Raw genomic sequence first — 21225 nt, forward strand, 5'->3', positions numbered from 1 at the left:
CCAGCGCGACAGGGCACCCGGTGACAGAGCGCCCCGCATGTGGGCCGCGTTACCCCCTCGACCCGACCGCCCAGCTCCGGCCGTCCCGCCCCTCAGCCGGTGGCGCGGGCCGGGCCGGTGGCGGCGGCGAGGGTCTCGCGGCAGAGCCGGTCGGCGGTACGGGTGGTCTCCGGCAGCCGGTACCGCGGCGTCGACGCGAGCACCTGCGCGACGGCGTTGTCCAGGCCCATCCGGTGCCCGACGCTGACGAACACCGGCTTCACCCCGTCTCGGGTACGCAGCACCCGGCCGACCACCTCACCGGCGTCGACCAGCTCGGCGGTGTCCCCCGGCGCGGGCCCGGCCCGGTCCACGTGCCGACCAGCGGGGTCTTGCCCACCCCGATCGCGGGGAGCCCGGTCACCACGCCCAGGTGGCAGGCCAACCCGAACCGGCGCGGGTGGGCCACCCCGTGTCCGTCGCAGACCAGCAGTTCGGGGCGGGTGGTCAGCCGGTCCATGGCGGCCAGCAGGGCGGGCAGCTCACGGAAGGCGAACAGCCCCGGCACGTACCCGAACGCGGGCCGGCCCACGCTGACCGCGTGGTCCACCACCGTCAGGGTCGCGGTGTCGAGCACGGTCACGGCCGCGGCGAGCAGGTCGCCGTCCGGCGCGTACGCCACGTCGAGGCCGGCCACCGTCGCGGGCCGGCGGGGACCCGGACCGACCAGGTCCACCCGGGGCCGCAACCGGTCCTGTACGGCCACCGCCTCGGCGACGGTCAACCCGGGCGACCCGGTGTCCCCGTGCTCCGGCCGTCCCTCGGTCTCAGCCGGGCTCACCGTCGCGTCCGTCCTCCTTCTTCTTGTCGAAGGCACCGAAGGCGATCGCGAAGGCGATGCCGATGGAGATCCCGAACGCCACACCGACGGCGTCCCGGAACATGATCAGCCCGATGACGATGCCGATGGCCAGGCCCGACACCCAGGCGGCCGTCTGACGCTTCTTGGCAGCAGGGTCCGTCATCGCCCCACCCTAATCGGCGTCCCCCACGGCCGCCTGCTCCTCGTCCGCCGGTACGGCGGACCCTCAGCCCTCGACATTGGGATCAGCGGCGGGATCTCCGGCGGCGCGTAGCGCCTCCTCGAACATGACGAACGTCTTCCGTCTGATACCGCGCACCATCGCCCGTTCCCTGGGGCTGGGGTTGCGTCGCTCGCGGACAGCTGAATCGATAATCGCCGCTGCCGTCTCGTACAGGGCGAACACCGGCCCATCGCCGGACAGGTAGTCCGACCGGTACCTCTCCACGTCCTGCACGAACTCCTCGGCCGAACGCCTTGAAACCTCGCCTGCGGCGGCGAAGAGCAATTCGCCGAGGATGCTGTCGTCCCTCATCCAGCCACCGGTATCCATCACGATGCGCCACACCTGCGGCACCCCGTCCTCCGTGGCGACGACCTTGACGGGAGAGTCGTAATAGGAGTAATAGGCCGGCAAGTCCATACCCACACCCGTGGCCGCCATCACGTCTCCCTGAGTGTCGACATCAACGCGCGCCAGAACAATCGTTGTTGCTCACGCAGGATGCCGGTCACGAGGGACCATTCCACCCGGGTCATGGCCCGGCCGTCCTGCCGAGCAAGGCTATCCAGATCACGACGAACCTCGTACAGCGCGTGCTCCCAGACCGCCACCTCATCGAGCGCCGCCAGATGCAGCCGGAACTCGGCGAGATGACCGTTCGACATTTCAAGAATGAGTTGCACGTCCCGGTAGCCGCTCTCCTGCGGGACGACGAACCTGTCCTCGCACCGCACGATCCGGATTCCGGGGTGGTGGCACAGGCGGTCGAGTGCTCGATAGAGATCGTCCAGAGACTGGAACTCGACCTTCGCACCAGCGAGGTCCCGCAGGCGGGAAGCATCGCCCCGATATTTGCGGACCTTGTCCTCGGCACGTCGGCGGTCCTTGGGGCTTTGCCGCCAGCCGGCTGAGCCGACGACCGCGCCACGGTCACGTGCCAGGTCGACGGCGAGTCCGTTCAACTCCACCTGCGCCACGGCAGCGGCAGCGTAGAGGGAATCAAGGTATGCGGTGCGGTAGTCGGGGTCGGTTGCTCGTCGACGATCGAACCCTGGTTGCCGCACATCCTCGCCAGTCGTCACTGCACGTTCACTGACACGCACCTGTTCCGCAGAGAGCGGCGTCGGCATCGGCACCGGCGGCTGTGTGGTGAGGGTGTCGTCCGCATCCTGTGTGGCCATCTCGCCAAGCAGGGATCCGAGGGCATCGACCGCTTCCGGGTGGGTGGCCAAGTGGTGCAGTGTCACCGGGCGGGCGGTCAGCGAGGTGGCCAACTCGGGCGTCGCCAAAATCATGCGGGCAAGGTCCGGCTGCCGCGCCAGCTGCCGTACGAGGGTGCGGGCGAGTTCCCGCTGCCCGCCGGAAGGGTCACGCCAGGCGTCATCGAACATCCGCACGATCCGCTGGTCGCGGAGCAACCCCGCCACGTCCGCCGCGCCGGAATCGTCGAGCTGGGGGACGAGTCGCCGGATCGTCCGGGCGTCGACACGCGCACAGATCTCCGCAGGTGACAGACCGGCATCGAGGAGTCCGTCGAGACCGGCACCGGCGGGCAGCAACCCCCGCACCGGGTCGTCCGGGCGTTCAGGCATCGGATGACCGGTCGGCCGCTGCGGTCCCTCGCCCGGGGGAAGGCCGGCCGGGTCCGTTGGTCGATCGAAGTCTCCGACGGCCGGCCCCACCTGGTCGGCGGATCCCGGCCCGTCGAGCAGGTGCATGCGGTTGAGATACGGGTCGCCGTATCCTTGCTCGTCGTCCGGCACCGCAGGGTGTTCGGGCAGATCGGGACGGGCGCTGAACCGGCCCCGCGCCAGCCCGCCCAACGGCATCGGCCGGCCGTCGCCGCCGAGGATCAGCGCGTCGATGCCGACGACGTTGTCAGGTCGCCGCCGGCCCGCGTGCCCGTAGAGCGGGCGGTCGTGCACCGTGCCCGCCTGCGGGTCGAGATAGAGCACGGTGCCGTTCTGGTTGAGCGCCACCCAGGCGTGCGAACCACCGTTCTCCCACTCCGTGATCAGGAAGGCGTAACTGCCGTGGCCACCGAGGACGAGTTGGTCACGCAGGTTGCGGTATCCCCGCTCGACGGACGTGCGTAGCGCCGCCGGCCCTGGCGAGCGGCCCTCGTCGACCGCGAACAGCTTCTGGAACCGCCCGCCGGTGACCTCCTCCACCCGGCCGGGTCCACCGGTCTCACCGTTGACGGGACGCCGGACGTCGCCCTGCAGGTAGCCGTCGAACGTACGGGGTGCGGCCACCCTGGGCCGGCCGTGCAGCCACGTCTCGTAGAGGGACAGGGTGCAGTCCAGGCAGTTGATGCCCCGGGTCGGATCGGCCTGCGGCCCCCCGTCGTTGGCCAGCACGAACCAGCCGCCCTGCCGGGGATCGGCGGTACGCACGACGCCGCCGTCCGGAGTGCGGGGCATCTGCCGTTCGAGGTCGGTCTGGTGCAGCGCGAGGGGAGGGCGCAGCCCGCCGAACTCCCCGTACCGGCGGGAACGGTCGATGGGCGGTGGATCGTCGTCGTTGGTCAACGCCGACCTGTCACCCGTCTCGACCCCACCACCGGCCAACTCCGCCACATCGTCGTTGATGCGGCGGAAGTCGTCCGGATCCTCCACCGCGACGTCGGCGGGATAGATGCTGCCATTGAGGACCGCCGACGCCAGATCCAGTTCGCGGTAGCTGTCCTCGTGCGCACGGATGGCGATCTGCCGGTACCAGTTCGCAAGTTCAGTGCGACCGTCTCGGTGCGCATGGTCGGCGCGTCGCGCAGCACGGTGTGCCCTTGCCGCGTGCTCGCGGGCGACCTGCCGTCGGAGATCGGCATCGTCGCTTCGTCGCCGGTCCTCGAACCAGTGCCGCTGCGACTCGAAGTAGCCCTGATAGCGACGCCGTTCCAGCGCCTCCCGCTCCGCCGCCCACCTGACCGCGTACCACCCGGGGGTCCTGGGGGAAGGTGGCTGGTCGTTCGCCGACGGCCCGGAGACGGATCTCCCGGTGGCGGGGGAGGCCACGGGCGCAGGTGCCAGTGTTGTCAGGAGTGGCAACCGCCCACCCCGCTGCCGCCCCGGGTCGCCGCCGCCCGGCGATCGGTCCCGGTCGGCCGGGGGCGGCGCCGTGACCGGGGCGCTGCTGTTCGGTGGCCCCGCCGCCGGCGCCGCGCCTACCGGAGGGCCCATAGGCGGCCCGGACGGAACGCCGGTCAGGGCCGTACCCATCACGGGCGTGGGCGTCGCGGCCGTTCCTGCGGGCGGTCCCGCTGTCGTCACGCTCGCGGTCGGGTTGACCTGCCCGGCGTCGGCACCCTGGGGTGCCGCGACCGGGGCCGTCGTCACCGGGTCGGCGGTGCGGCCCGCCATCGCCAGGGAACTCTCCCGGTCCACCGCGATCGATGACAGGGTGGGGCTGTCGGGCACCGGACCGGCGGCGACCGGGGGTGCCGCAGCACCGACGTGGTGCTGTGCCTCAGGTCCGGACCGAAGCGGTGCGGTCGGGTTCGGCTCGGCCGGCCGGTCGACCTGACCTGTGACAGCCGTCCGCCCCGAGTCGACCGGTGCCTGCGGGTCCCGGGGTGGCGACGTCTCGACACCCACGCCCGCGCCGCTGCCGGTCATGACGGCCGGGTCGACAGGCATCGTCGGCTTCGGTGCCGGAGCGTCCCCGGGCGACCGCATGAGGGCATCGACGGCCGGCGGCACCTGGTCACCGGCGGGCACGGGTGGCGGGATCGGGAAAGCCCCGGGCGGCTGGGAGACGTCGGCCAGCGAATGCAACCGCGCGTCGAGCCGGGCCCGTAGCGCGGTGTCCGCCTGCCCGGTCGCCGAGCCGGCGACCCCGGACACGGCGGCCCGGCTGGCGTCCTCCAGCGACGGCATCCCCTGGCCGGTGGCCAGACCGGCCGCGCCCTCCGCCAGCACCTCGCCTGTCATCTCGCGGCCGACGTGCTCACCGACCCGGGCTGCACGCCCGGTAGCCTGCCGCCCCAGGCCCGCGAGCGGCGCGACCGCCCCACCGGCCAGCCCGCCGAGCGCCGACGCACCGAGATCGGCAAGATCCAGGCCGTGCCGGCGACCTGTGGAGTTCTGGTACGCCTGCGTCGCCAGGCTCACCCCGGCTTCCTGCCCGGCCTCGAACAGGCCCCCCTTGACCGCCCGCCTGCCGAGCCCGCGCACGCCCTGCCTGGCCACTTCCTTGGCGGCCCGCTCGCCTGCCTCCTTGAGGCCCTGCCGGAGCGCCTTCTTGGCCAGTTGGGCAAGTAACCGACGGAAGATCTGCTGGATGACCAGCCGGCTGGCGGTGATCGCCGCGCCGGCCGCCGGTGAGGCGGCACCAGCGGTGAGCGCGGCGGCGACGGCGAGCGCGAGCAGTTCCGCGACCAGGATGCCGAGTTCGATCCACACTTCGAGCTTGGCGGCCTCGATGTCGCTGCCGCACTCCTCGACCAGCCGCCCCAGGTCGGTGCTGACCGCCAGCAGCACCGGCAACGGGGCCTCGTCGCCCTCGGCCAGCCGCCGCCACGCCGCCTCGAACGCCTCCGGCACCGCCCCGGTCCCGCCGTAGCCGCTGCGGACCTCAGCGGCGGCGGCGACCGCATCGGCCCGTGGCCCGGCCAGGGCCCCCGCGACCGCGTACCACTGGTCGGCGAGATCCCAGACGGTGCGTTCGTTTCCCTCCGGCCACTGCACCCCGACCACCCAGTCGAGCGCCTCGTAGGCCCAACCCGGCAGGTCCCAGGGGCTGTAGTCGAGGGGATGCGGGATCGGGCTCGGCAGCACGCTCAAGGCTTCTCCCGGGTCAGCGCCGGTGGTCGCGCCGGTCGACCACCCCGTCGAGCCGCCGACCGCTCGCCGCATCCGTCCGGACGTTGGCGTCCACCGAGGTCACCACGTCGGACCCGAGCCCTTCGATGGTGCGACCCAGCCCCGACCAGGCACGCAACAGGGTCTCCTCGTAGGCCCGGTAGCTCTTCTCGAAGGCCGCGCCGATGTCGTCCCGGCCCCACGGACGGGTGGCGCTGGCCGCCGCGATCTCCCCACCGAGGGTGGCACGACGTGCCGACACCGAAGTGCCGGCCAGGCGCAGGTCTGCCCCACCCCGTCGGGCCCGGTCGGGGTCCAGCCACAGGTTTCCCTCACTCATGCCGTTCCGCCTCCCGGCGGAGCACCGCGTCGGCGCGGCCGAGCAGCGCGCCGAAATCGCCGGTACGCAGGAACTCCACCGACCCCGAGCCGGCCGGCAGGTACGCGGTGACCAGTTCCTGGGTCGCCGTGGCAGCGCGGGTGCAGGCCCGGTGCACGGTTGTGGTGATCTTCCGACTCAGCGCGTGATGATCGCGGTCGTGGTAGACGGCCGGGGTCAGCTCCACCGAGATCAGCTCGCCGCGCGCCCCCACCGTCGCGGTGACCTGGCCGTCGTCCGAGCGTTCCGTGACCCGCAACTCCGCCAGTTCGGCGCGCAGGTCGTCCACACCGGACCGCAACCGCTGGTACTGGCCGTACACCTCGTCGAACCGCGCCCGGAGCGCCTGGTTCGCGTCCCGGTCCACCCTTTCGGCCAACGCCACCCTCCCCCGTCACCGTCAGTCAGGCGAACCATACCGGGCGCCACGATCCCGTGGGGTCCGGTAGTTTCGGGCCGTGATCGATCGTCAACAGGCCGAGCAGCTCGCCGACGTGTGGGCGCGGCGGGACTCGCAGCGCCTCGGCTACGAGTGCCAGCCAACGCTCGACGAGTTCGACCTGGGCTACGTGATCCGGTCGAGCGTCGACCGCGCCGTCGACACGAACCCCGGCGACCTGCCGACCACCGTCGTCGACAAGCAGACCGGCGAGGTCACCACCTGGCCCCGGGTGCCGGCGGCCGTGGTGCAGCAGATGTACCGGCGCAGCCGCCCCACCGGCACCCCCGCGCCGCGCACCGTCGACCCGGCCAGCCTGCTGCTGCGCGAGATCCGGCGGCTGCCGACGCCTGCCGTCGTGGCCCACCTGACCGTCGAGGGTCGCACCTACGTCGGGCACGGCGTCAAGGGGGACGTGCCGCTGCGGCACCACCCCCTGGTCCGGGCCTACCTGGACGAACTACCCGTGGGGCACCTGGTCCGTGGGGGCGACCGGCACGCCGAACTGGTCGTCGTCTCCGACGTCCTGCACGAGTACGACCATCGACGCGCCGCCGCCGGCCTACCCGCGTTGACCATGCGCGAGGCGGAGTCGCTGTTGACGGCGACCGGAATCGACGTGTTCCTGGTCCGCGAGCCGGGCGATCCGGACGCCGGCCCGGCGGAACGTCCCTGCGACTCCTGCCTGAACTTCCTGGTGCACTTCGCAGTCGTCGGCTGGTCGGAACTGGCGTTCACCAGGCAGTGGCGGCCGGAGCGGCAATCTGCGCCGGAACCAGGGCGATTCCCGCCGGAGGTCGCCGACTCCCTGGTCAGCGCCGGCTGGCGTCCCGGGATCGGCGATCAGGGGCTTGCCGAGGAGGCGATCGCGGAAGCGAGGGAGATTTCCCCCCACCATCCCGCCCTCGTCTCCGCGCTGGAGGCTCTCACCAGCTTCCCGGGTCTCGTTTCCGGGCGGCGTGGGCCGGGACAGGAGGTGTGGATCTCCCGGTTCTCCGTCGACCCGGTGCACGCCGCGTACACCGCCGACACCCTGGCGGACTTCGGTGCCGTGCTCGGCGTACGGCTCTTCCCGATCGGCGCGGATCATCCGGACGCGATCCTGGCCGTGGACGACCACGGCCGGGTCTTCGCGCTCGACCAGGCGGGCGAGTGGTTCCTCGGCGGCGACGTCGACGCCGCGCTGACCACCCTGCTGCTCGGCCTCGCCCCGCCCCGGGTCCGGGACGACGGCACCTGGTGACGAGGGAGGTGCCGGGGTTACAGCGGCATCCCGGTCAGCACCAGCACCCTGGGCTCGGTGTAGTCGTCCATTGCCGACCGCACGCCCTCCCGGCCGACCCCGCTGCCCTTGACGCCCCCGTACGGCATCTGATCGGCCCGGTACGACGGCACGTCACCGATGATCACTCCGCCCACCTCCAGCACCCGGGCGGCGGTGAACGCCACGTCGAGCCGGTGGGTGAACACGCCGGCCTGCAACCCGTACGCCGAGTCGTTGACGGCGGCGAACGCGGCGTCGTCGCTCTCCACCGGGGCCACCACCAGCACCGGCCCGAAGACCTCCTCGGCGCTGACCTTCGCCGAGGGTGGCACCCCGGTCAGCACGGTGGGCGGGTAGCCGGCACCGTCGCGGCGGCCCCCGACCTCGACGGTGGCCCCGGCGGCGACGGCCTCGTCGACCCACGTCTCGACCCGGCGGGCCGCCTCGACGGAGACCAGCGGCCCGACGTCGGTCGACTCGGCGGTCGGGTCGCCGGTGCGCAGCGCCCGCACGGCGGCGACCAGCCGGGGCAGGAAGTCGGCGTAGCGTCGCTCGTGCACGAGGACCCGCTGCACCGCGATACAGGACTGCCCGGCCTGGTAGTTGCCGAAGGTCGCGATCCGTCGGGCGGCGAATTCCAGGTCCTCGTCGGACGCCCAGTCGGCGCAGATCACCGCCGCCGCGTTGCCGCCGAGTTCCAGGGTGACGTGCTTGGCCGGCACCCGGCTGCGGATCTGCGCGCCGACCGGCCCGGAGCCGGTGAACGACACCACCGGCAGCCGGGGGTCGTCGACCAGGGCGGCGGTGCGGTCGTTGGGCAGCGGCAGCACCGACACCATGCCGTCCGGCAGGTCCGTGCCGGCGAGGATCTCACCGAGCAGCAGCGCGGACAGCGGCGTCGCCGGGGCCGGTTTCACGATGATCGGCGCACCGACCGCGAGGGCCGGGGCGAGCTTGTGGGCCACCAGGTTGAGCGGGAAGTTGAACGGGGTGATGCCCAGCACCGGCCCCCGGGGGACCCGCCGGACCAGGGCGATCCGACCGGTGGCGGCGGGGTCGGTGTCGAGCCGCTGCAACTCGCCGGAGAACCGTCGGGCCTCCTCGGCCGCCCAGCGGAACGTGGACACCGCCCGGCCCACCTCGGCCCGCGCCCAGGTGATCGGTTTGCCGTTCTCGGCGGTGATCAGGTCGGCCACCTCGACAGTCCGGGCGGCGAGTTCCCGGGACACGTGGTCCAGGGCCGCCGCCCGGACGTGCGCGGGCAGGGCCGCGGCCTCCGCCGCCACCCGGGCCGCCGCGGCGACGGCCTCCTCGACCTGGTCGGGCGTGGCCCAACTGGTACGCCCCACCGCCCGACCGTCGTACGGGTGGGTGACGGTCACCTCGTCGTCGCCGTGCACGGCCCGACCGGCGACCCAGAACGCTCTCGGCTCCACCTCGGCAGCGTAGACGACAGGCAGCCACACGGAAACAGTCGCTCAAACCCTTGTCTGCCGCGAATTCAGTAGCGAAGATGGCAGTCAGACTGCGATTACGTCCGCTGACTTCACTCCCAGCCACCCCTGGAGAGACCTCACCATGAGCGACCAGCAGCAGCTCCGCAACTTCGTCGACGGCGCGTACGTCGACCCGGTGGACGGCGGTCACGCCGACCTGATCGACCCCTGCACCGGTGACGTCTTCGCCCGGGCGCCCGTCTCCGGCCCGGCCGACGTGGACGCCGCGATGCGGGCCGCCGCGACCGCCTTCGAGACCTGGCGGGACACCACCCCGGCCGAACGGCAGCGGGCGATGCTGAAGCTCGCCGACGCGGTGGAGTCGCGGGCCGCCGAACTGGTCGACGCGGAGGTACGCAACACCGGCAAGCCCCGGCAGCTCACCGCCGAGGAGGAGCTGCCCCCGGCGGTGGACCAGTTCCGGTTCTTCGCCGGGGCGGCCCGGCTGCTGGAGGGCCGCTCGGCCGGGGAGTACCTCGCGGGGCACACCTCCTACGTGCGGCGGGAGCCGATCGGCGTCTGCGCGCAGGTCACCCCCTGGAACTACCCGCTGATGATGGCGGTGTGGAAGATCGCCCCGGCGCTGGCGGCCGGCAACACGGTGGTGTTGAAACCGTCGGACACCACACCGGTGTCGACGTTGCTGCTGGCCGAGATCGCCGCCGAGTTCTTCCCGCCGGGGGTGTTCAACGTGGTCTGCGGTGACCGGGACACCGGTCGTACCCTGGTGGCGCACCCGACCCCGCAGCTGGTGTCGATCACCGGCTCGACCCGGGCGGGCATGGAGGTCGCCTCGGCCGCCGCGCCGGACCTCAAGCGGACGCACCTGGAACTGGGCGGCAAGGCCCCGGTGGTGGTCTTCGACGACGCCGATGTGGCGGCGGCGGCCGAGGCGATCGCGACGGGTGGCTACTTCAACGCCGGCCAGGACTGCACCGCCGCGACCCGGGTGCTGGCCGGCCCCGGCGTGCACGACGACTTCGTGGCAGCGCTGGCTGAGCAGGCCCGCAACACGAAGACCGGCGGCCCGGACGACGCCGACGTGCTCTACGGCCCGCTGAACAACGCCAACCAGCTCGCCCGGGTCAGCGGCTTCGTCGACCGGCTGCCCGACCACGCCGACCTGCACACCGGTGGCGCGCGGGTGGGCGGGCGCGGCTACTTCTACGCCCCCACCGTGGTCTCCGGGGTACGCCAGGCCGACGAGATCATTCAGCAGGAGGTGTTCGGCCCGGTGATCACCGTGCAGCGGTTCACCGACGAGGACGAGGCGGTGCGCTGGGCCAACGGCGTCGACTACGGCCTTTCCGCCTCGGTGTGGACCCGTGACCACGGACGGGCGATGCGGATGACCAGGCGGCTCGACTTCGGCTGCGTCTGGGTGAACACGCACATCCCGTTCGTCTCGGAGATGCCGCACGGCGGTTTCAAGCACTCCGGCCACGGCAAGGACCTGTCGGTCTACAGCCTGGAGGACTACACCCGGATCAAGCACGTCATGCACCACATCGAGGGCTGACCCCGTGAGCGCGAGGAGCGAGCCGGGGTTGCGAGCCCCGCAGTCGCGAACAGAAGACGGCCCACCGGCCTCCAGCGCGGAGCTGCACCGGCGGCGGGGTGCCGCCGTGGCCCGGGGTGTCGGCAGCGTCATCGACTCCTACGTCGACACCGCCAGCGGCGGCACGATCACCGACGTCGAGGGGCGGGAGTGGATCGACTTCGCCGCCGGCATCGCGGTCACCAGCGTCGGCAACGCCGCCCCGCGCGTCGTCGAGGCGGTACGCGCCCAGGTCGAACGGTTCACCCACACCTGCTTCATGGTTGCGCCGTACGAGTCGTACGTGGCGGTCTGCGAGCAGCTCAACGGGCTGACCCCGGGCACCTTCGAGAAGCGGTCGGCGCTGTTCAACTCGGGTGCCGAGGCGGTGGAGAACGCGGTGAAGATCGCCAGGCACGCCACCGGACGACAGGCGGTGGTGGTCTTCGAGCACGCCTACCACGGCCGGACCAACCTGACCATGGCGTTGACCGCGAAGAACATGCCATACAAGCACCGGTTCGGGCCGTTCGCCGGGGAGATCCACCGGGTGCCGATGTCGTACCCGCTGCGCGACGGCGGGTTGTCCGGGGCACAGGCGGCGGCGCGGGCGCTGGAGCTGGTGGACAAGCAGGTCGGGGCGGAGAACGTGGCCGCGCTGCTGATCGAGCCGATCCAGGGCGAGGGCGGTTTCGTCGTACCGGCCCAGGGTTTCCTGCCGGCGCTGCGGGAGTGGGCGACGGCGGCCGGGGCGGTGTTCGTCGCCGACGAGATCCAGACCGGTTTCTGCCGTACCGGCGACTGGTTCGCCTGTGACCACGAGGGCGTGGTGCCGGATCTGGTCACCCTGGCCAAGGGCATCGCCGGCGGGTTGCCGTTGGCGGCGGTGACCGGCCGGGCGGAGCTGATGGACGCGGTGCACGTCGGTGGTCTCGGCGGCACCTACGGTGGCAATCCGATCGCCTGCGCGGCGGCCCTGGCCAGCGTCGCCACCATGCGGGAGCTGGACCTGGCCGCCGCCGCGCGACGGATCGGGTCGGTGCTCGCCGACCGGTTGCGCGCCGTCGCCGCCCGCGACCTCCGGATCGCCGAGGTACGCGGCCGGGGCGCGATGCTGGCGGTGGAACTGGTCCGGCCGGGCGGCCTGGTTCCGGACCCGGCCGCCGCCAGCGCCGTCTCGGCGGCCTGCCACGCCGCCGGCCTGCTCACCCTGACCTGCGGCACCTACGGCAACGTGCTGCGGTTCCTGCCGCCGCTGGTGATCTCCGACGACGAACTGGCCCGTGGGCTGGACATCCTGGACGCTGCCTTCGGCTGACCGCCCACCCCCCGACCGTGGCACGACCCCTGGGCACCGTCGGCCGGGGCCTGCGGCCAGGGCTGCCAGGGCCGGGGCCTGCCCTGGGGCCCCGGCCGGTGCGGGCCTGCCCGGGGTGACGGCCGATGCGGGGCTGCCGGGGGTGACGGCCGGTGCGGAGCTGCCCAGGGTGCCGGCCGTGCGGAGCTGCCCAGGGTGCCGGCCGTGCGGAGCTGCCCAGGGTGCCGGCCGTGCGGAGCTGCCCAGGGTGCCGGCCGTGCGGAGCTGCCCAGGGTGCCGGCCTGCCCGGTGCGGTCAGCGCACCAGCTCGACGAGGTTGCGCCGGATCACGTTCTTGCCGGGCTCGCGCAGCAGCTCCATCGCGGCGGCGTTGAGCAGCACGCAACTGCCCGACGGACCGCTCACCGACACCGTCGCCACCTTCCCGTTGTCCAGGTTCGTCACCCGCAACCGTGTCCCCACCGGGAACCGGTCGCTCGTCGCTGCGGGTGCGCCGGTCTCGGCGGAGAAGGTGACCGAGCCGGTGCACGCGGCGGGCAGGGCCGTCAAGCCGGTCGCCGAGGGCTGGGCTGCCGGGGGCTGGGCGGCACCGGGCCTGGTCTCCCCGGGATCCGGGGCGGCAGGTACGTCGGCACCGACCCGCTCGACCACGTTGCGCCGGATCACGTTCTTGCCGGGTTCCCGGACCAGCTCCATCGCGGCGGCGTTGAGCAGCACGCAACTGCCCGACGGACCGCTCACCGACACCGTCGCCACCTTCCCGTTGTCCAGGTTCGTCACCCGCAACCGTGTCCCCACCGGGAACCGGTCACTTGTCGCGGCAGGCTCGCCGCCCTCGGCGGAGAAGGTGACCGAGCCGGAGCAGAGGCTCGGCCGGGCGGACGTGGTGTCGGCGAACCCGAACCCGGTCCCCACCGCGACCACCGCCGTGGCGACCACCGCCACCCCCGCCGCCAGTACGTGCTTGCGCTGCACCTTCACCACGTCTCCCGTCGTCGCCGTTGCCTGCACCGCCTGGTACGGCCCAGGAGCCCCTCCCGTTCAAACCAGCCTGCCGGCATGCCGTGGTCCCGCTGTCGATCAAGGAGTTGCGGTGCACCTTTCAGCCCTTTAATGACCCTTTCCCCTCCCCTCAACTCCATGATCGACTAGTCAGGTTCGGAGGAGGTCGGCTATCTGGGTGGTGATGAGGGAGGGGCGTTGGTAGAGGTCCCGGGCGGTGAAGTGGCGCATGCGCCAGCCGTGCGCCGCCAGCCAGTTCATCCGGGCACGGTCGTGGTGCAGACGGTCGGGGTCGAGATGGGACAGCCCGTCGTACTCGATGCCGACCCGTGACCGTCGGTATCCGAGGTCCAGTCGGTAGCGCCGGAAGCCCTCGTCATCCGACACCCAGACCTGCGGTTCCGGGGCCGGCAGCCCACCGTCGATCAGGACGAGCCGGAGTTGGCTCTCCTGCCGGCACTCCGACCTGGGATCGGCGAGCCGCACCAGTTGCCGCGCCTGGTCGACACCCCGCAACCGCGCGTGCAGGGCGAGCTCGGCAGCCAGATCCCCGGGGAGACAGGCTCCCACCCGCAGGCACAGGTCGAGAAGTGGCAGTGCGTCCAGCCGGGTGACCGTCCGGGCCAGGTCCACCGCGCACCGCTCCGCAGGTGCGCATGGCAGGCCGGCCAGCAGCACCGGCTCGGGTACGGCAAGGACCGCCTGATGGACCACGACACCCCGGATCTGCGGCACCCTTCCACCGGCCGGCACGATCACGTGGAGATCCTTGCTGGCTACGGCACCGAATCCGTGCAGTTGAGCACCGGAATGGAAGCCGACGACCGCGCCCTCCGGAAGCCGATGCAGGAGCGCCTGCCATCGACCACTCTCCACACCCCCACCGACATCCCCCGGCCGCCGGCCACTCCAAGACGACCGCACACTCCCCAGCGGCCGCACATTCCCCAGCGGCCGGCTGCTCCCGGCCGGCCGACTACTCCCCGGCGACCGGGCTCTCCCCGGCTCACCGACCTCCCCCAGCCCGTAGACACCCCGCGACCACCGGCGCAGTTCCCCCTTGACGACCGCCCGCCGAACCCCCTCCCGACTCCATCCCGCAGACAACAACTCCGAGTACCGAAACAGCCGCCCCGCCACAGTCACCACCCTGCCCACCACCCCACCCCTCCACCACCCCCTGTGGACAACCCCCCCACCCGCCCCACGCCACCCCCTGTGGACAACCCCCTCCCGTCCACCCCTCCCGTCCACCCTCCCCGCCGCCCCTCCTCCCCGTCGATCATGGAGTTGTGGCGGGTGATTGGTTGGCTTTCACGACTTTTGCGAGGTGCCACAACTCCATGATCGACGGGAGGAGGGCGGGGGCGGGACGGAGGGCGGGAGGAGGGAAGGCAGGGGCGGGAGGAGGGGAGGGGCCGGGGCGGGGAGGGGAGGGGGAGGGGGTTGGGGGGTCAGCGTTCTTCGAGTGCCCAGGGGGAGCCGTAGGTGGTGAGCAGGTCGAGGAAGGGGCGCGGGGGCAGCGCCTCCGGGCCGAGCACGCCGATTCCGGACCAGCTACCGGTGGCGAGCAGTTCCAACGCCACCACCGGGTTGACCGCGGTCTGCCAGACCACCGCCTGGTGGCCGTACTCGCGCATGGACCACTCGTTGTCGACGACGTGGTACAGGTAGACCTTCCGGGGCCGGCCGTCGACGCCGGTGCCGGTGACGTACGTGCCGGCGCAGGTCTTGCCGCGCATCCGGTCGCCGAGGGTGGCCGGGTCGGGCAGGCTGGCGGCGACCACGTCGCGGGGTGAGACCTGCACGCCGCGCACCGACACCGGGGTGGTCGAGTCGAGGCCGACCTTGTGCAGGGCCCTCAGCACCTCGATGAACTCGTCGCCGAGGCCGTACTTGAAGGTGACCCGCCGGGCCCGGACCCAGCGCGGGATCAGCAGCACCTCCTCGTGTTCGACGTTGACGCACTCGACCGGGCCGATGCCGGCCGGGAAGTCGAAGACCTCCGGTTCGCTGAACGGTTCGGTGGTGAACCAGCCCCGGTCCCGCTCCCAGATCACCGGCGGGTTGAGGCACTCCTCGATGGTGGTCCAGATGGAGAACGACGGGGCGAAGTCGTAGCCGTCGACGGTGAGGTTCGCGCCGTCGCGGATGCCGATCTCGTCGATCTCGCTGAACAGTTCGTCGGCGGCGTACCTGGCGAACACGTCGGACAGGCCCGGTTCGATGCCGATCCCGCACAGCGCCAGCCGGCCGGCGTCGGCCCAGGTGGCGGCGGCGGCGAACTGCTCGTCACCGAGCTTCACCCCGGTCTGGGTGTAGGGCCGGGCCGGGTGCGGGTGGGACAGCGACATGGCCATGTCCAGGTAGTCCGCCCCGGCGGCGAACGCCCCGTCGAAGATCGGCATGACGAAACGCGGGTCGACGGCGTTGAGTACGTGGGTGATCCGGTGTTCCCGGCAGAGCGCGGCGACCGCGTCCGCCGAGGAGGCGTCGACCCGGGCGGCGACGAACCGGTCGCCGTGCCCGGCGACGGCCCGCTCGGCCCGGATCGGGTCGTAGTCGGCGACGACCATGGTGTCGAAGAAGGAACGGCGGGCGGCGATGGCGACGGCGGCGGAGCCGACCCCGCCGGCACCGACGAGCAGGATACGCATCAGGAATCGAACCCCAAACCAAGACGATCGAGCGTACGGAACCAGTGCTGACGCCGGTCGTCGTGCGCGTACGCATCGGCGCGGTCCGGCGACCAGCGGGTGAGGTGGATGTCGGCGGCCGGACGGGGCAGGTCGGGGCGGTGGTGCGCATACCGGCCGGACGTCGCCTCGGCGAGCGCCCGGCCGGTATGCGGGAGGGTCATGACGGGCCTGTCGCCCGTCGGCCGGCCACGTCGGCGACCGGGAGCGCCGGGCCTGTCGCCCGTCGGCCGGTCGGGTCGGCGACCGGGAGCGCGGCCCGCCGGGCCCGTCGACCGCGCAGCGTGCTCAGCCCGACGAGCAGCACGGCGATGCCGAACATCGCCGTGCCGATCACGTTGACCTGCGGTGGGATGCCCCGCTGGGCGGCACCCCAGACGTACATGGGGAAGGTGACGGTGGTGCCGGCGTTGAAGTTCGTCACGATGAAGTCGTCGAAGCTGAGCGAGAAGGCGAGCAGGGCGGCGGCGACGATACCGGGCAGCACCAGCGGCAGGGTGATCCGCCGGAACGTCTGCCACTCGCTGGCGTAGAGGTCCATCGCGGCCTCCTCCAGCCGCCGGTCCATCCCGGCGAGCCGAGCCTTGACCGTCACCACCACGAACGACACGCAGAACATCACGTGCGCGATGACGACGGTCCAGAAGCCCTGCGGCACCCCGGCGGAGACGAACAGGGCGAGCAGCGAGGTACCCAGCACCAGCTCCGGCGTCGCCATCGGCAGGAAGATCAGCAGGTTGATTCCGCCGCGCCCCCGGAAGCGGTGCCGGACCAGGGCGAACGCCATCAGCGTGCCGATCACCGTGGATCCGACGGTGGCGAGGAACCCGATCTGTACGCTGCGCACCACCGCGTCGCACATCTCGGGGGTGGCGCAGGGCTGCCGCCAGTTGTCCAGGGTGAACTCGTTGAAGTCGTACGACAGCCGGCTGGACGGGCGGTTGAGGGAGAGGCCGGCGACCACGGCGATCGGCAGGAACAGGTAGCCGAGCACCAGCAGGGCGACGATCATCACCCACCGGTCGGCCAACCACCGCGACACCCTCATAGAACTTCCTCCGTGCCGGCCTTGCGCAGGTAGACGAAGACGACCGCGAGGATCGCCGCCATCAGCAGGAACGACAGGGCGGCGCCCTGCGGGTAGTCCAGCCGGACCAGGAACGCCGAGTCGATGACGTTGCCGATCATGTACTCGTTGGGGGTGCCGAGCAGCTCGGCGTTGATGTAGTCGCCGGTGGCCGGGATGAAGAAGAGCAGGGTGCCGGCGATCAGGCCGGGCATCGACAGCGGCAGGGTGACCGTGCGGAAGGCGTGCAGCGGGCCCGCGTACAGGTCACCGGCCGCCTCCAGCAGCCGGTGGTCGAGCCGCTCCAGGCTCGCGTACAACGGCAGGACCAGGAACGGCAGGAAGTTGTACGTCAACCCGAGCACCACCGCGACCGGGGTGGCGAGCAGCCGCCCGTCCGGGCCGAGCAGGTGTACGTCGCGCAGCAGCCCGACCAGCGCCCCGTTGTCCGACAGGATGGTCTTCCAGGCCAGGGTACGCACCAGGAAACTGGTGAACATCGGGGCGACCACGCAGACCAGCAGCAGGTTCTTCCACCGGCCGGCCTTCTGCGCGATCGCGTACGCCAGCGGGTAGCCCAGCAGCAGGGCCAGCACCAGCGCCGCCCCGGCGTAGCCGAACGACCTGGCGAACTGCGGCGCGTACGCCTGCAACGCCTCCGGATAGTTGCCGAACGCCCAGGTCAGCACGTACCCGGCGGACAGCGAGCCGGTCGGGTCGTAGAGGCTGGCGGCGGCGAGCTGCACCAGCGGTACGACGAAGAACAGCACCAGCCAGGCCGCCCCCGGCAACAGCAGCAGGTACGGCAGCAGCCGGTGCCGGCCCGGCCGGGCCGGTGGTGCCGCCCCCGAGGCGGGCACCCCGCCGCCGAGCTGTGCCAGGGCGGTCACGACGGCACCTTGACCGGCTCGTCGAGCAGCGGGGTGGTGCGGTCGTCCTGGCCCGGCTCGCGGGGCAGCAGGAAGGCGTGCCGGGGGTCCCAGTGCGCCACCACCGACGCGCCGACCAGGTGTTGCCGGCCGACGCCGCTGTTCGCCGCGAACGCGGACAGTTCACTGCCCCACCCGGTGCGCACCAGGTACTGCGTGCTCACCCCCACGTACGACGCGTCGGTGATCACCCCCTCGACCTGCTGGTGGCCGGCGGGCACCTCGTCGGCGGTCTCGGCCAGGTGCAGCTTCTCGGGGCGTACCCCCAGGTAGACCGCGCCCCGGTCGACGCGGGCGCGGTCGACGGGCACCGAGAAGCGCGTGCCGTGCGCGGTGACCGGCACCTCGGACCCGGCCGGGCCGGTGGCGTCGGCGGCGAGCAGGTTGGACTGGCCGAGGAAGTTCGCCACGAACGCGGTCGCCGGGTACTCGTAGAGTTCGGCGGGCGCACCGAGCTGCTCGATCCGCCCGGCGTTCATCACCGCGACCGTGTCGGCCATCGTCATGGCCTCCTCCTGGTCGTGGGTGACGTGCACGAAGGTGATGCCGACCTCGGTCTGGATGCGTTTCAGCTCGATCTGCATCTGCCGGCGCAGCTTCAGGTCGAGCGCGCCGAGCGGCTCGTCGAGCAGCAGCACCTGCGGGTGGTTGATCAGGGCGCGGGCCAGCGCGACGCGTTGCTGCTGGCCGCCGGAGAGCTGCGCGGGGCGACGCCGTTCGTAGCCGTCGAGCTGGACCAGCGACAGCATCTGCCGGACCTGGTCGCCGACCTTGCGGATGCCCCGCCGCCGCAGCCCGAAGGCGACGTTCTCGGCGATGTCCAGGTGCGGGAAGAGCGCGTAGCTCTGGAAGACCGTGTTGACCGGCCGCTTGTACGGCCGCAGCCGGGCGATGTCCCGGTCGCCCAGCAGCACCTGGCCGGCGGTGGGCTCCTCCAGCCCGGCGATCATCCGCAGGGTGGTCGTCTTGCCGCAGCCGGACGCCCCGAGCAGCGCGAAGAAGGACCCCTGCGGGACGGTCAGGTTGAGCTCGTCGACGGCGGTGAAGATGCCGAACCGTTTGGTCAGCTGGACCAGCCGCAGGTCACCGGTGGGTGCCTCGTTCGCCATCCCGCTCACGCCCCGATGACCTGCTGGAACTTCGACTCGTATTCCTTTTCCTGTTTCTCGTCCAGCGCCATGAAGACCTTGGACTTCGCCAGCAGGGCGTCGTCCGGGAAGATCAGCGGGTTGGCGGCCAACTCCGGGTCGATCTTCTCCATCTCGGCCTGGGCGCCCTTGACCGGGCAGATGTAGTTGACGTAAGCGGCGAGCTTCGCCGCCACCGCCGGCTGGTAGTAGTAGTCGATCAGCGCTTCGGCGTTGGCCCGGTGGGTGGCCTTGTTGGGCACCAGCATATTGTCGCTGAACAGCATCACCCCCGAGTCCGGCGCGACGAACTTGATCTTGGGGTTGTCGCCGGCCAACTGGATCACGTCACCGGACCAGCCGACACACGCGGCGATGTCACCCTTGGCCAGGTCGGGGGCGTAGTCGTTGCCGGTGAACCGGCGGATGTGCTTCGACTCGACGGCCCTACGCAGCTTGGCGAGGGCGTCGTCGAACTGGGCGGCGGTGAAGTTCGACGGGTCGTGCCCGTTGGACTGGAGCAGCAGGCCCATGGTGTCCCGCATCTCCGACAGGGCGGTCACCTTGCCCTTGAGGTCGGAGCGGGTGAGCAGCTCGTCGACGGTGCGGATCTCCCCGGTGACGCTGCCGTTGTAGGCCAACCCGGCGAGGCCGGACTGCCACGGGATGGCGACCCGGTTCTCCTGGTCGAAGGAGCGTCCACGCAGCGATGGCAACAGGTTGGCCGCCACGTTCGGCAGCTTGGCCGGGTCGAGTTTCTGGATCCAGCCGAGCCGGATCATCCGGGCGGCCATCCAGTCGGTCAGGACGATGATGTCCCGCCCGGTGCTCTGACAGCCGGCCAACTGGTTCTGCACCTTGCCGAAGAACTCGTTGTTGTCGTTGATGTCCTCGGTGTAGGTCACCTTGATGCCGCTGGCGGCGACGAACGCGTCGAGGCTGGGCCGCTTGGCGGCGTCCTTGTCGTCCACGTCCATGTACTGCGGCCAGTTGGAGAAGGCGAGGGTCTTCTCCGTGGCGGACAGGTCGTCGCTCGTGCAGCCCACCTCGGTCTGGGTGGCCGCCTTGGTGCCGCAGCCGGTGAGGCTGCCGCCCGTGGCGAGCAGGGCGGCCGATCCGAGGGTGCCGGTGAGCAGTCCACGCCGGGTGAGGGGCCGGAGGGGAGTACGCATGTGACGACTCCTAAGGGTCGTCCGACGGCGGCGGGGACGGGGGTGCGGCGCCGGCGGGAAGGTCGGGGGCCTGAGACGAATGATCCTGGCATGAGGTCACCGCCCCCACAAGGGATTCCGTTGCTGGAATAGGCTGTGACGACGAATTACGCCAGCCTGTGCGGGTGGGACTAAGCTCGGCCGGGGAAACGGACATGGGGAGCGAACAATGACGATCCGGCAGCAGGAGCATGGCACCGGCGGGCGACGCGTCGCGGTGCGTGAGGGTGCCAGCCACGCGCTGTTGGACGACGTGGCGAAACAGATCATCGAACAGTTGCAGGAGGACGGCCGCCGGCCGTACGCGACGATCGGCAAGGCGGTCGGGCTCTCCGAGGCGGCGGTCCGCCAGCGGGTGCAACGGCTACTCGACGCCGGGGTGATGCAGATCGTCGCGGTGACCGACCCGCTCCAGCTCGGCTTCCCCCGCCAGGCCATGATCGGCCTGCGTACCGACGGCGACCTGGAGGCCGTCGCCGACCGGCTGGCCGAGTTCGACGAGATCGACTACGTGGTGATCACCGCCGGCTCGTTCGACCTGCTCGCCGAGGTGGTCTGCCGCAACGACGCCCACCTGCTGGAGATCCTGCAACGGCTGCGGTCGGTGCCCGGGGTGCTCGCCACCGAGGCGTTCGTCTACCTCAAGCTCCGCAAACAGACCTACACCTGGGGTACGGCCTGAGCCCGCCCACCATGGTCCACTCCCCCGGACTCAGCGGGAGGCGACGAAGGCACGCCAGGCGTCGAGGGTGAAGGTCAACGTGCCGCCGGCCCGGTCCTTGCTGTCCCGCACCAGCACCCGACCCGGCAGATTGTCCGCCACCTCGACACAGTCACCGCCGTTGTTGCTGCTGCGGCTCGCGGTCCGCCAGCGGGGCCCGATCACGTCCATGCCCTC

Annotated in this window: 19 protein-coding genes and 2 pseudogenes; 4 read left to right on the top strand and 17 right to left on the bottom strand. The window is 71.7% G+C overall.

Annotation, left to right across the window (positions count from 1 at the left end; all coding sequences use genetic code 11):
* Positions 1-92: 92 nt before the first annotated feature.
* From ACWCHM_RS22665 to ACWCHM_RS22690, 6 genes and pseudogenes are all read right to left on the bottom strand, one after another.
* A pseudogene (locus ACWCHM_RS22665) lies at positions 93-727 on the bottom strand (endonuclease V).
* Positions 728-806: 79 nt separating this feature from the next.
* On the bottom strand, positions 807-1004 hold the full coding sequence (locus ACWCHM_RS22670; protein ID WP_204956543.1) for a hypothetical protein: 198 nt from the start codon (positions 1002-1004) through the stop codon (positions 807-809).
* Between the two features lie 63 nt (positions 1005-1067).
* Positions 1068-1505: a hypothetical protein gene (locus ACWCHM_RS22675; RefSeq protein WP_204956542.1), complete on the bottom strand. Its 438-nt coding sequence runs from the start codon at positions 1503-1505 to the stop codon at positions 1068-1070.
* On the bottom strand, positions 1505-5839 hold the full coding sequence (locus tag ACWCHM_RS22680; RefSeq protein WP_454223145.1) for a toxin glutamine deamidase domain-containing protein: 4335 nt from the start codon (positions 5837-5839) through the stop codon (positions 1505-1507). Before ACWCHM_RS22680 ends, ACWCHM_RS22675 begins: the two co-directional genes overlap by 1 nt.
* A gap of 19 nt (positions 5840-5858) precedes the next feature.
* On the bottom strand, positions 5859-6203 hold the full coding sequence (locus ACWCHM_RS22685) for a hypothetical protein (RefSeq protein ID WP_204956540.1): 345 nt from the start codon (positions 6201-6203) through the stop codon (positions 5859-5861).
* Positions 6196-6627: a YbaB/EbfC family nucleoid-associated protein gene (locus ACWCHM_RS22690; RefSeq protein ID WP_281900376.1), complete on the bottom strand. Its 432-nt coding sequence runs from the start codon at positions 6625-6627 to the stop codon at positions 6196-6198. Before ACWCHM_RS22690 ends, ACWCHM_RS22685 begins: the two co-directional genes overlap by 8 nt.
* Positions 6628-6700: 73 nt before the next feature.
* On the opposite strand from ACWCHM_RS22690, the gene ACWCHM_RS22695 reads away from it, so the two are divergent.
* On the top strand, positions 6701-7924 hold the full coding sequence (locus tag ACWCHM_RS22695) for an SUKH-3 domain-containing protein (RefSeq protein WP_454219724.1): 1224 nt from the start codon (positions 6701-6703) through the stop codon (positions 7922-7924).
* Between the two features lie 17 nt (positions 7925-7941).
* Here ACWCHM_RS22695 and ACWCHM_RS22700 read toward each other — a convergent pair whose 3' ends face one another.
* Positions 7942-9381 (bottom strand): aldehyde dehydrogenase family protein, encoded by a 1440-nt coding sequence (locus ACWCHM_RS22700; protein ID WP_454219725.1) that lies wholly within the window; start codon positions 9379-9381, stop codon positions 7942-7944.
* A 142-nt stretch (positions 9382-9523) separates the two neighbouring features.
* Here ACWCHM_RS22700 and ACWCHM_RS22705 point away from each other — a divergent pair, with 142 nt between their 5' ends.
* Both ACWCHM_RS22705 and gabT read left to right on the top strand, forming a co-directional pair.
* Positions 9524-10960 (top strand): gamma-aminobutyraldehyde dehydrogenase, encoded by a 1437-nt coding sequence (locus tag ACWCHM_RS22705; RefSeq protein ID WP_454219726.1) that lies wholly within the window; start codon positions 9524-9526, stop codon positions 10958-10960.
* Between the two features lie 28 nt (positions 10961-10988).
* A complete protein-coding gene (gene gabT, locus ACWCHM_RS22710) occupies positions 10989-12296 on the top strand; it encodes a 4-aminobutyrate--2-oxoglutarate transaminase (protein ID WP_454223146.1) in 1308 nt (435 codons plus the stop codon).
* A gap of 294 nt (positions 12297-12590) precedes the next feature.
* Here gabT and ACWCHM_RS22715 read toward each other — a convergent pair whose 3' ends face one another.
* From ACWCHM_RS22715 to ACWCHM_RS22755, 9 genes and pseudogenes are all read right to left on the bottom strand, one after another.
* Positions 12591-13277, bottom strand: a complete 687-nt coding sequence (locus ACWCHM_RS22715; protein WP_204957265.1) for an RlpA-like double-psi beta-barrel domain-containing protein — start codon at positions 13275-13277, stop codon at positions 12591-12593.
* Positions 13278-13448: 171 nt separating this feature from the next.
* Positions 13449-14057, bottom strand: a complete 609-nt coding sequence (locus tag ACWCHM_RS22720; RefSeq protein ID WP_421490451.1) for an endonuclease domain-containing protein — start codon at positions 14055-14057, stop codon at positions 13449-13451.
* Between the two features lie 273 nt (positions 14058-14330).
* Positions 14331-14552: pseudogene (locus ACWCHM_RS22725) on the bottom strand (type IV toxin-antitoxin system AbiEi family antitoxin domain-containing protein); the annotation flags it as partial.
* A gap of 200 nt (positions 14553-14752) precedes the next feature.
* Positions 14753-15955 carry a saccharopine dehydrogenase family protein gene (locus ACWCHM_RS22730; protein WP_454219727.1) on the bottom strand — a complete coding sequence of 401 codons (1203 nt, stop codon included), beginning with the start codon at positions 15953-15955 and terminating at the stop codon, positions 14753-14755.
* The gene (locus tag ACWCHM_RS22735) at positions 15955-16158 is read right to left on the bottom strand and encodes a hypothetical protein (protein WP_204957354.1); all 204 of its coding nucleotides are present in this window, start codon (positions 16156-16158) and stop codon (positions 15955-15957) included. The genes ACWCHM_RS22730 and ACWCHM_RS22735 overlap by 1 nt, the downstream gene beginning before the upstream one ends.
* The gene (locus ACWCHM_RS22740; RefSeq protein WP_454219730.1) at positions 16155-17042 is read right to left on the bottom strand and encodes an ABC transporter permease; all 888 of its coding nucleotides are present in this window, start codon (positions 17040-17042) and stop codon (positions 16155-16157) included. Before ACWCHM_RS22740 ends, ACWCHM_RS22735 begins: the two co-directional genes overlap by 4 nt.
* The gene (locus tag ACWCHM_RS22745) at positions 17039-17941 is read right to left on the bottom strand and encodes an ABC transporter permease (protein ID WP_454223147.1); all 903 of its coding nucleotides are present in this window, start codon (positions 17939-17941) and stop codon (positions 17039-17041) included. The genes ACWCHM_RS22740 and ACWCHM_RS22745 overlap by 4 nt, the downstream gene beginning before the upstream one ends.
* Before the next feature lie 5 nt (positions 17942-17946).
* The gene (locus ACWCHM_RS22750; protein ID WP_454223149.1) at positions 17947-19098 is read right to left on the bottom strand and encodes an ABC transporter ATP-binding protein; all 1152 of its coding nucleotides are present in this window, start codon (positions 19096-19098) and stop codon (positions 17947-17949) included.
* A gap of 5 nt (positions 19099-19103) precedes the next feature.
* The gene (locus ACWCHM_RS22755) at positions 19104-20288 is read right to left on the bottom strand and encodes a polyamine ABC transporter substrate-binding protein (RefSeq protein WP_454219731.1); all 1185 of its coding nucleotides are present in this window, start codon (positions 20286-20288) and stop codon (positions 19104-19106) included.
* A gap of 208 nt (positions 20289-20496) precedes the next feature.
* On the opposite strand from ACWCHM_RS22755, the gene ACWCHM_RS22760 reads away from it, so the two are divergent.
* Positions 20497-21009: an Lrp/AsnC family transcriptional regulator gene (locus tag ACWCHM_RS22760; protein WP_204956531.1), complete on the top strand. Its 513-nt coding sequence runs from the start codon at positions 20497-20499 to the stop codon at positions 21007-21009.
* 30 nt (positions 21010-21039) lie between these two features.
* Here the strand turns inward: ACWCHM_RS22760 and ACWCHM_RS22765 are convergent, their stop codons facing one another.
* Complete coding sequence (locus tag ACWCHM_RS22765; protein ID WP_454219732.1) at positions 21040-21219, bottom strand: DUF397 domain-containing protein; 180 nt, start codon at positions 21217-21219, stop codon at positions 21040-21042.
* Positions 21220-21225: the final 6 nt, after the last annotated feature.

The organism is Micromonospora sp. SCSIO 07396 (assembly GCF_053667945.1).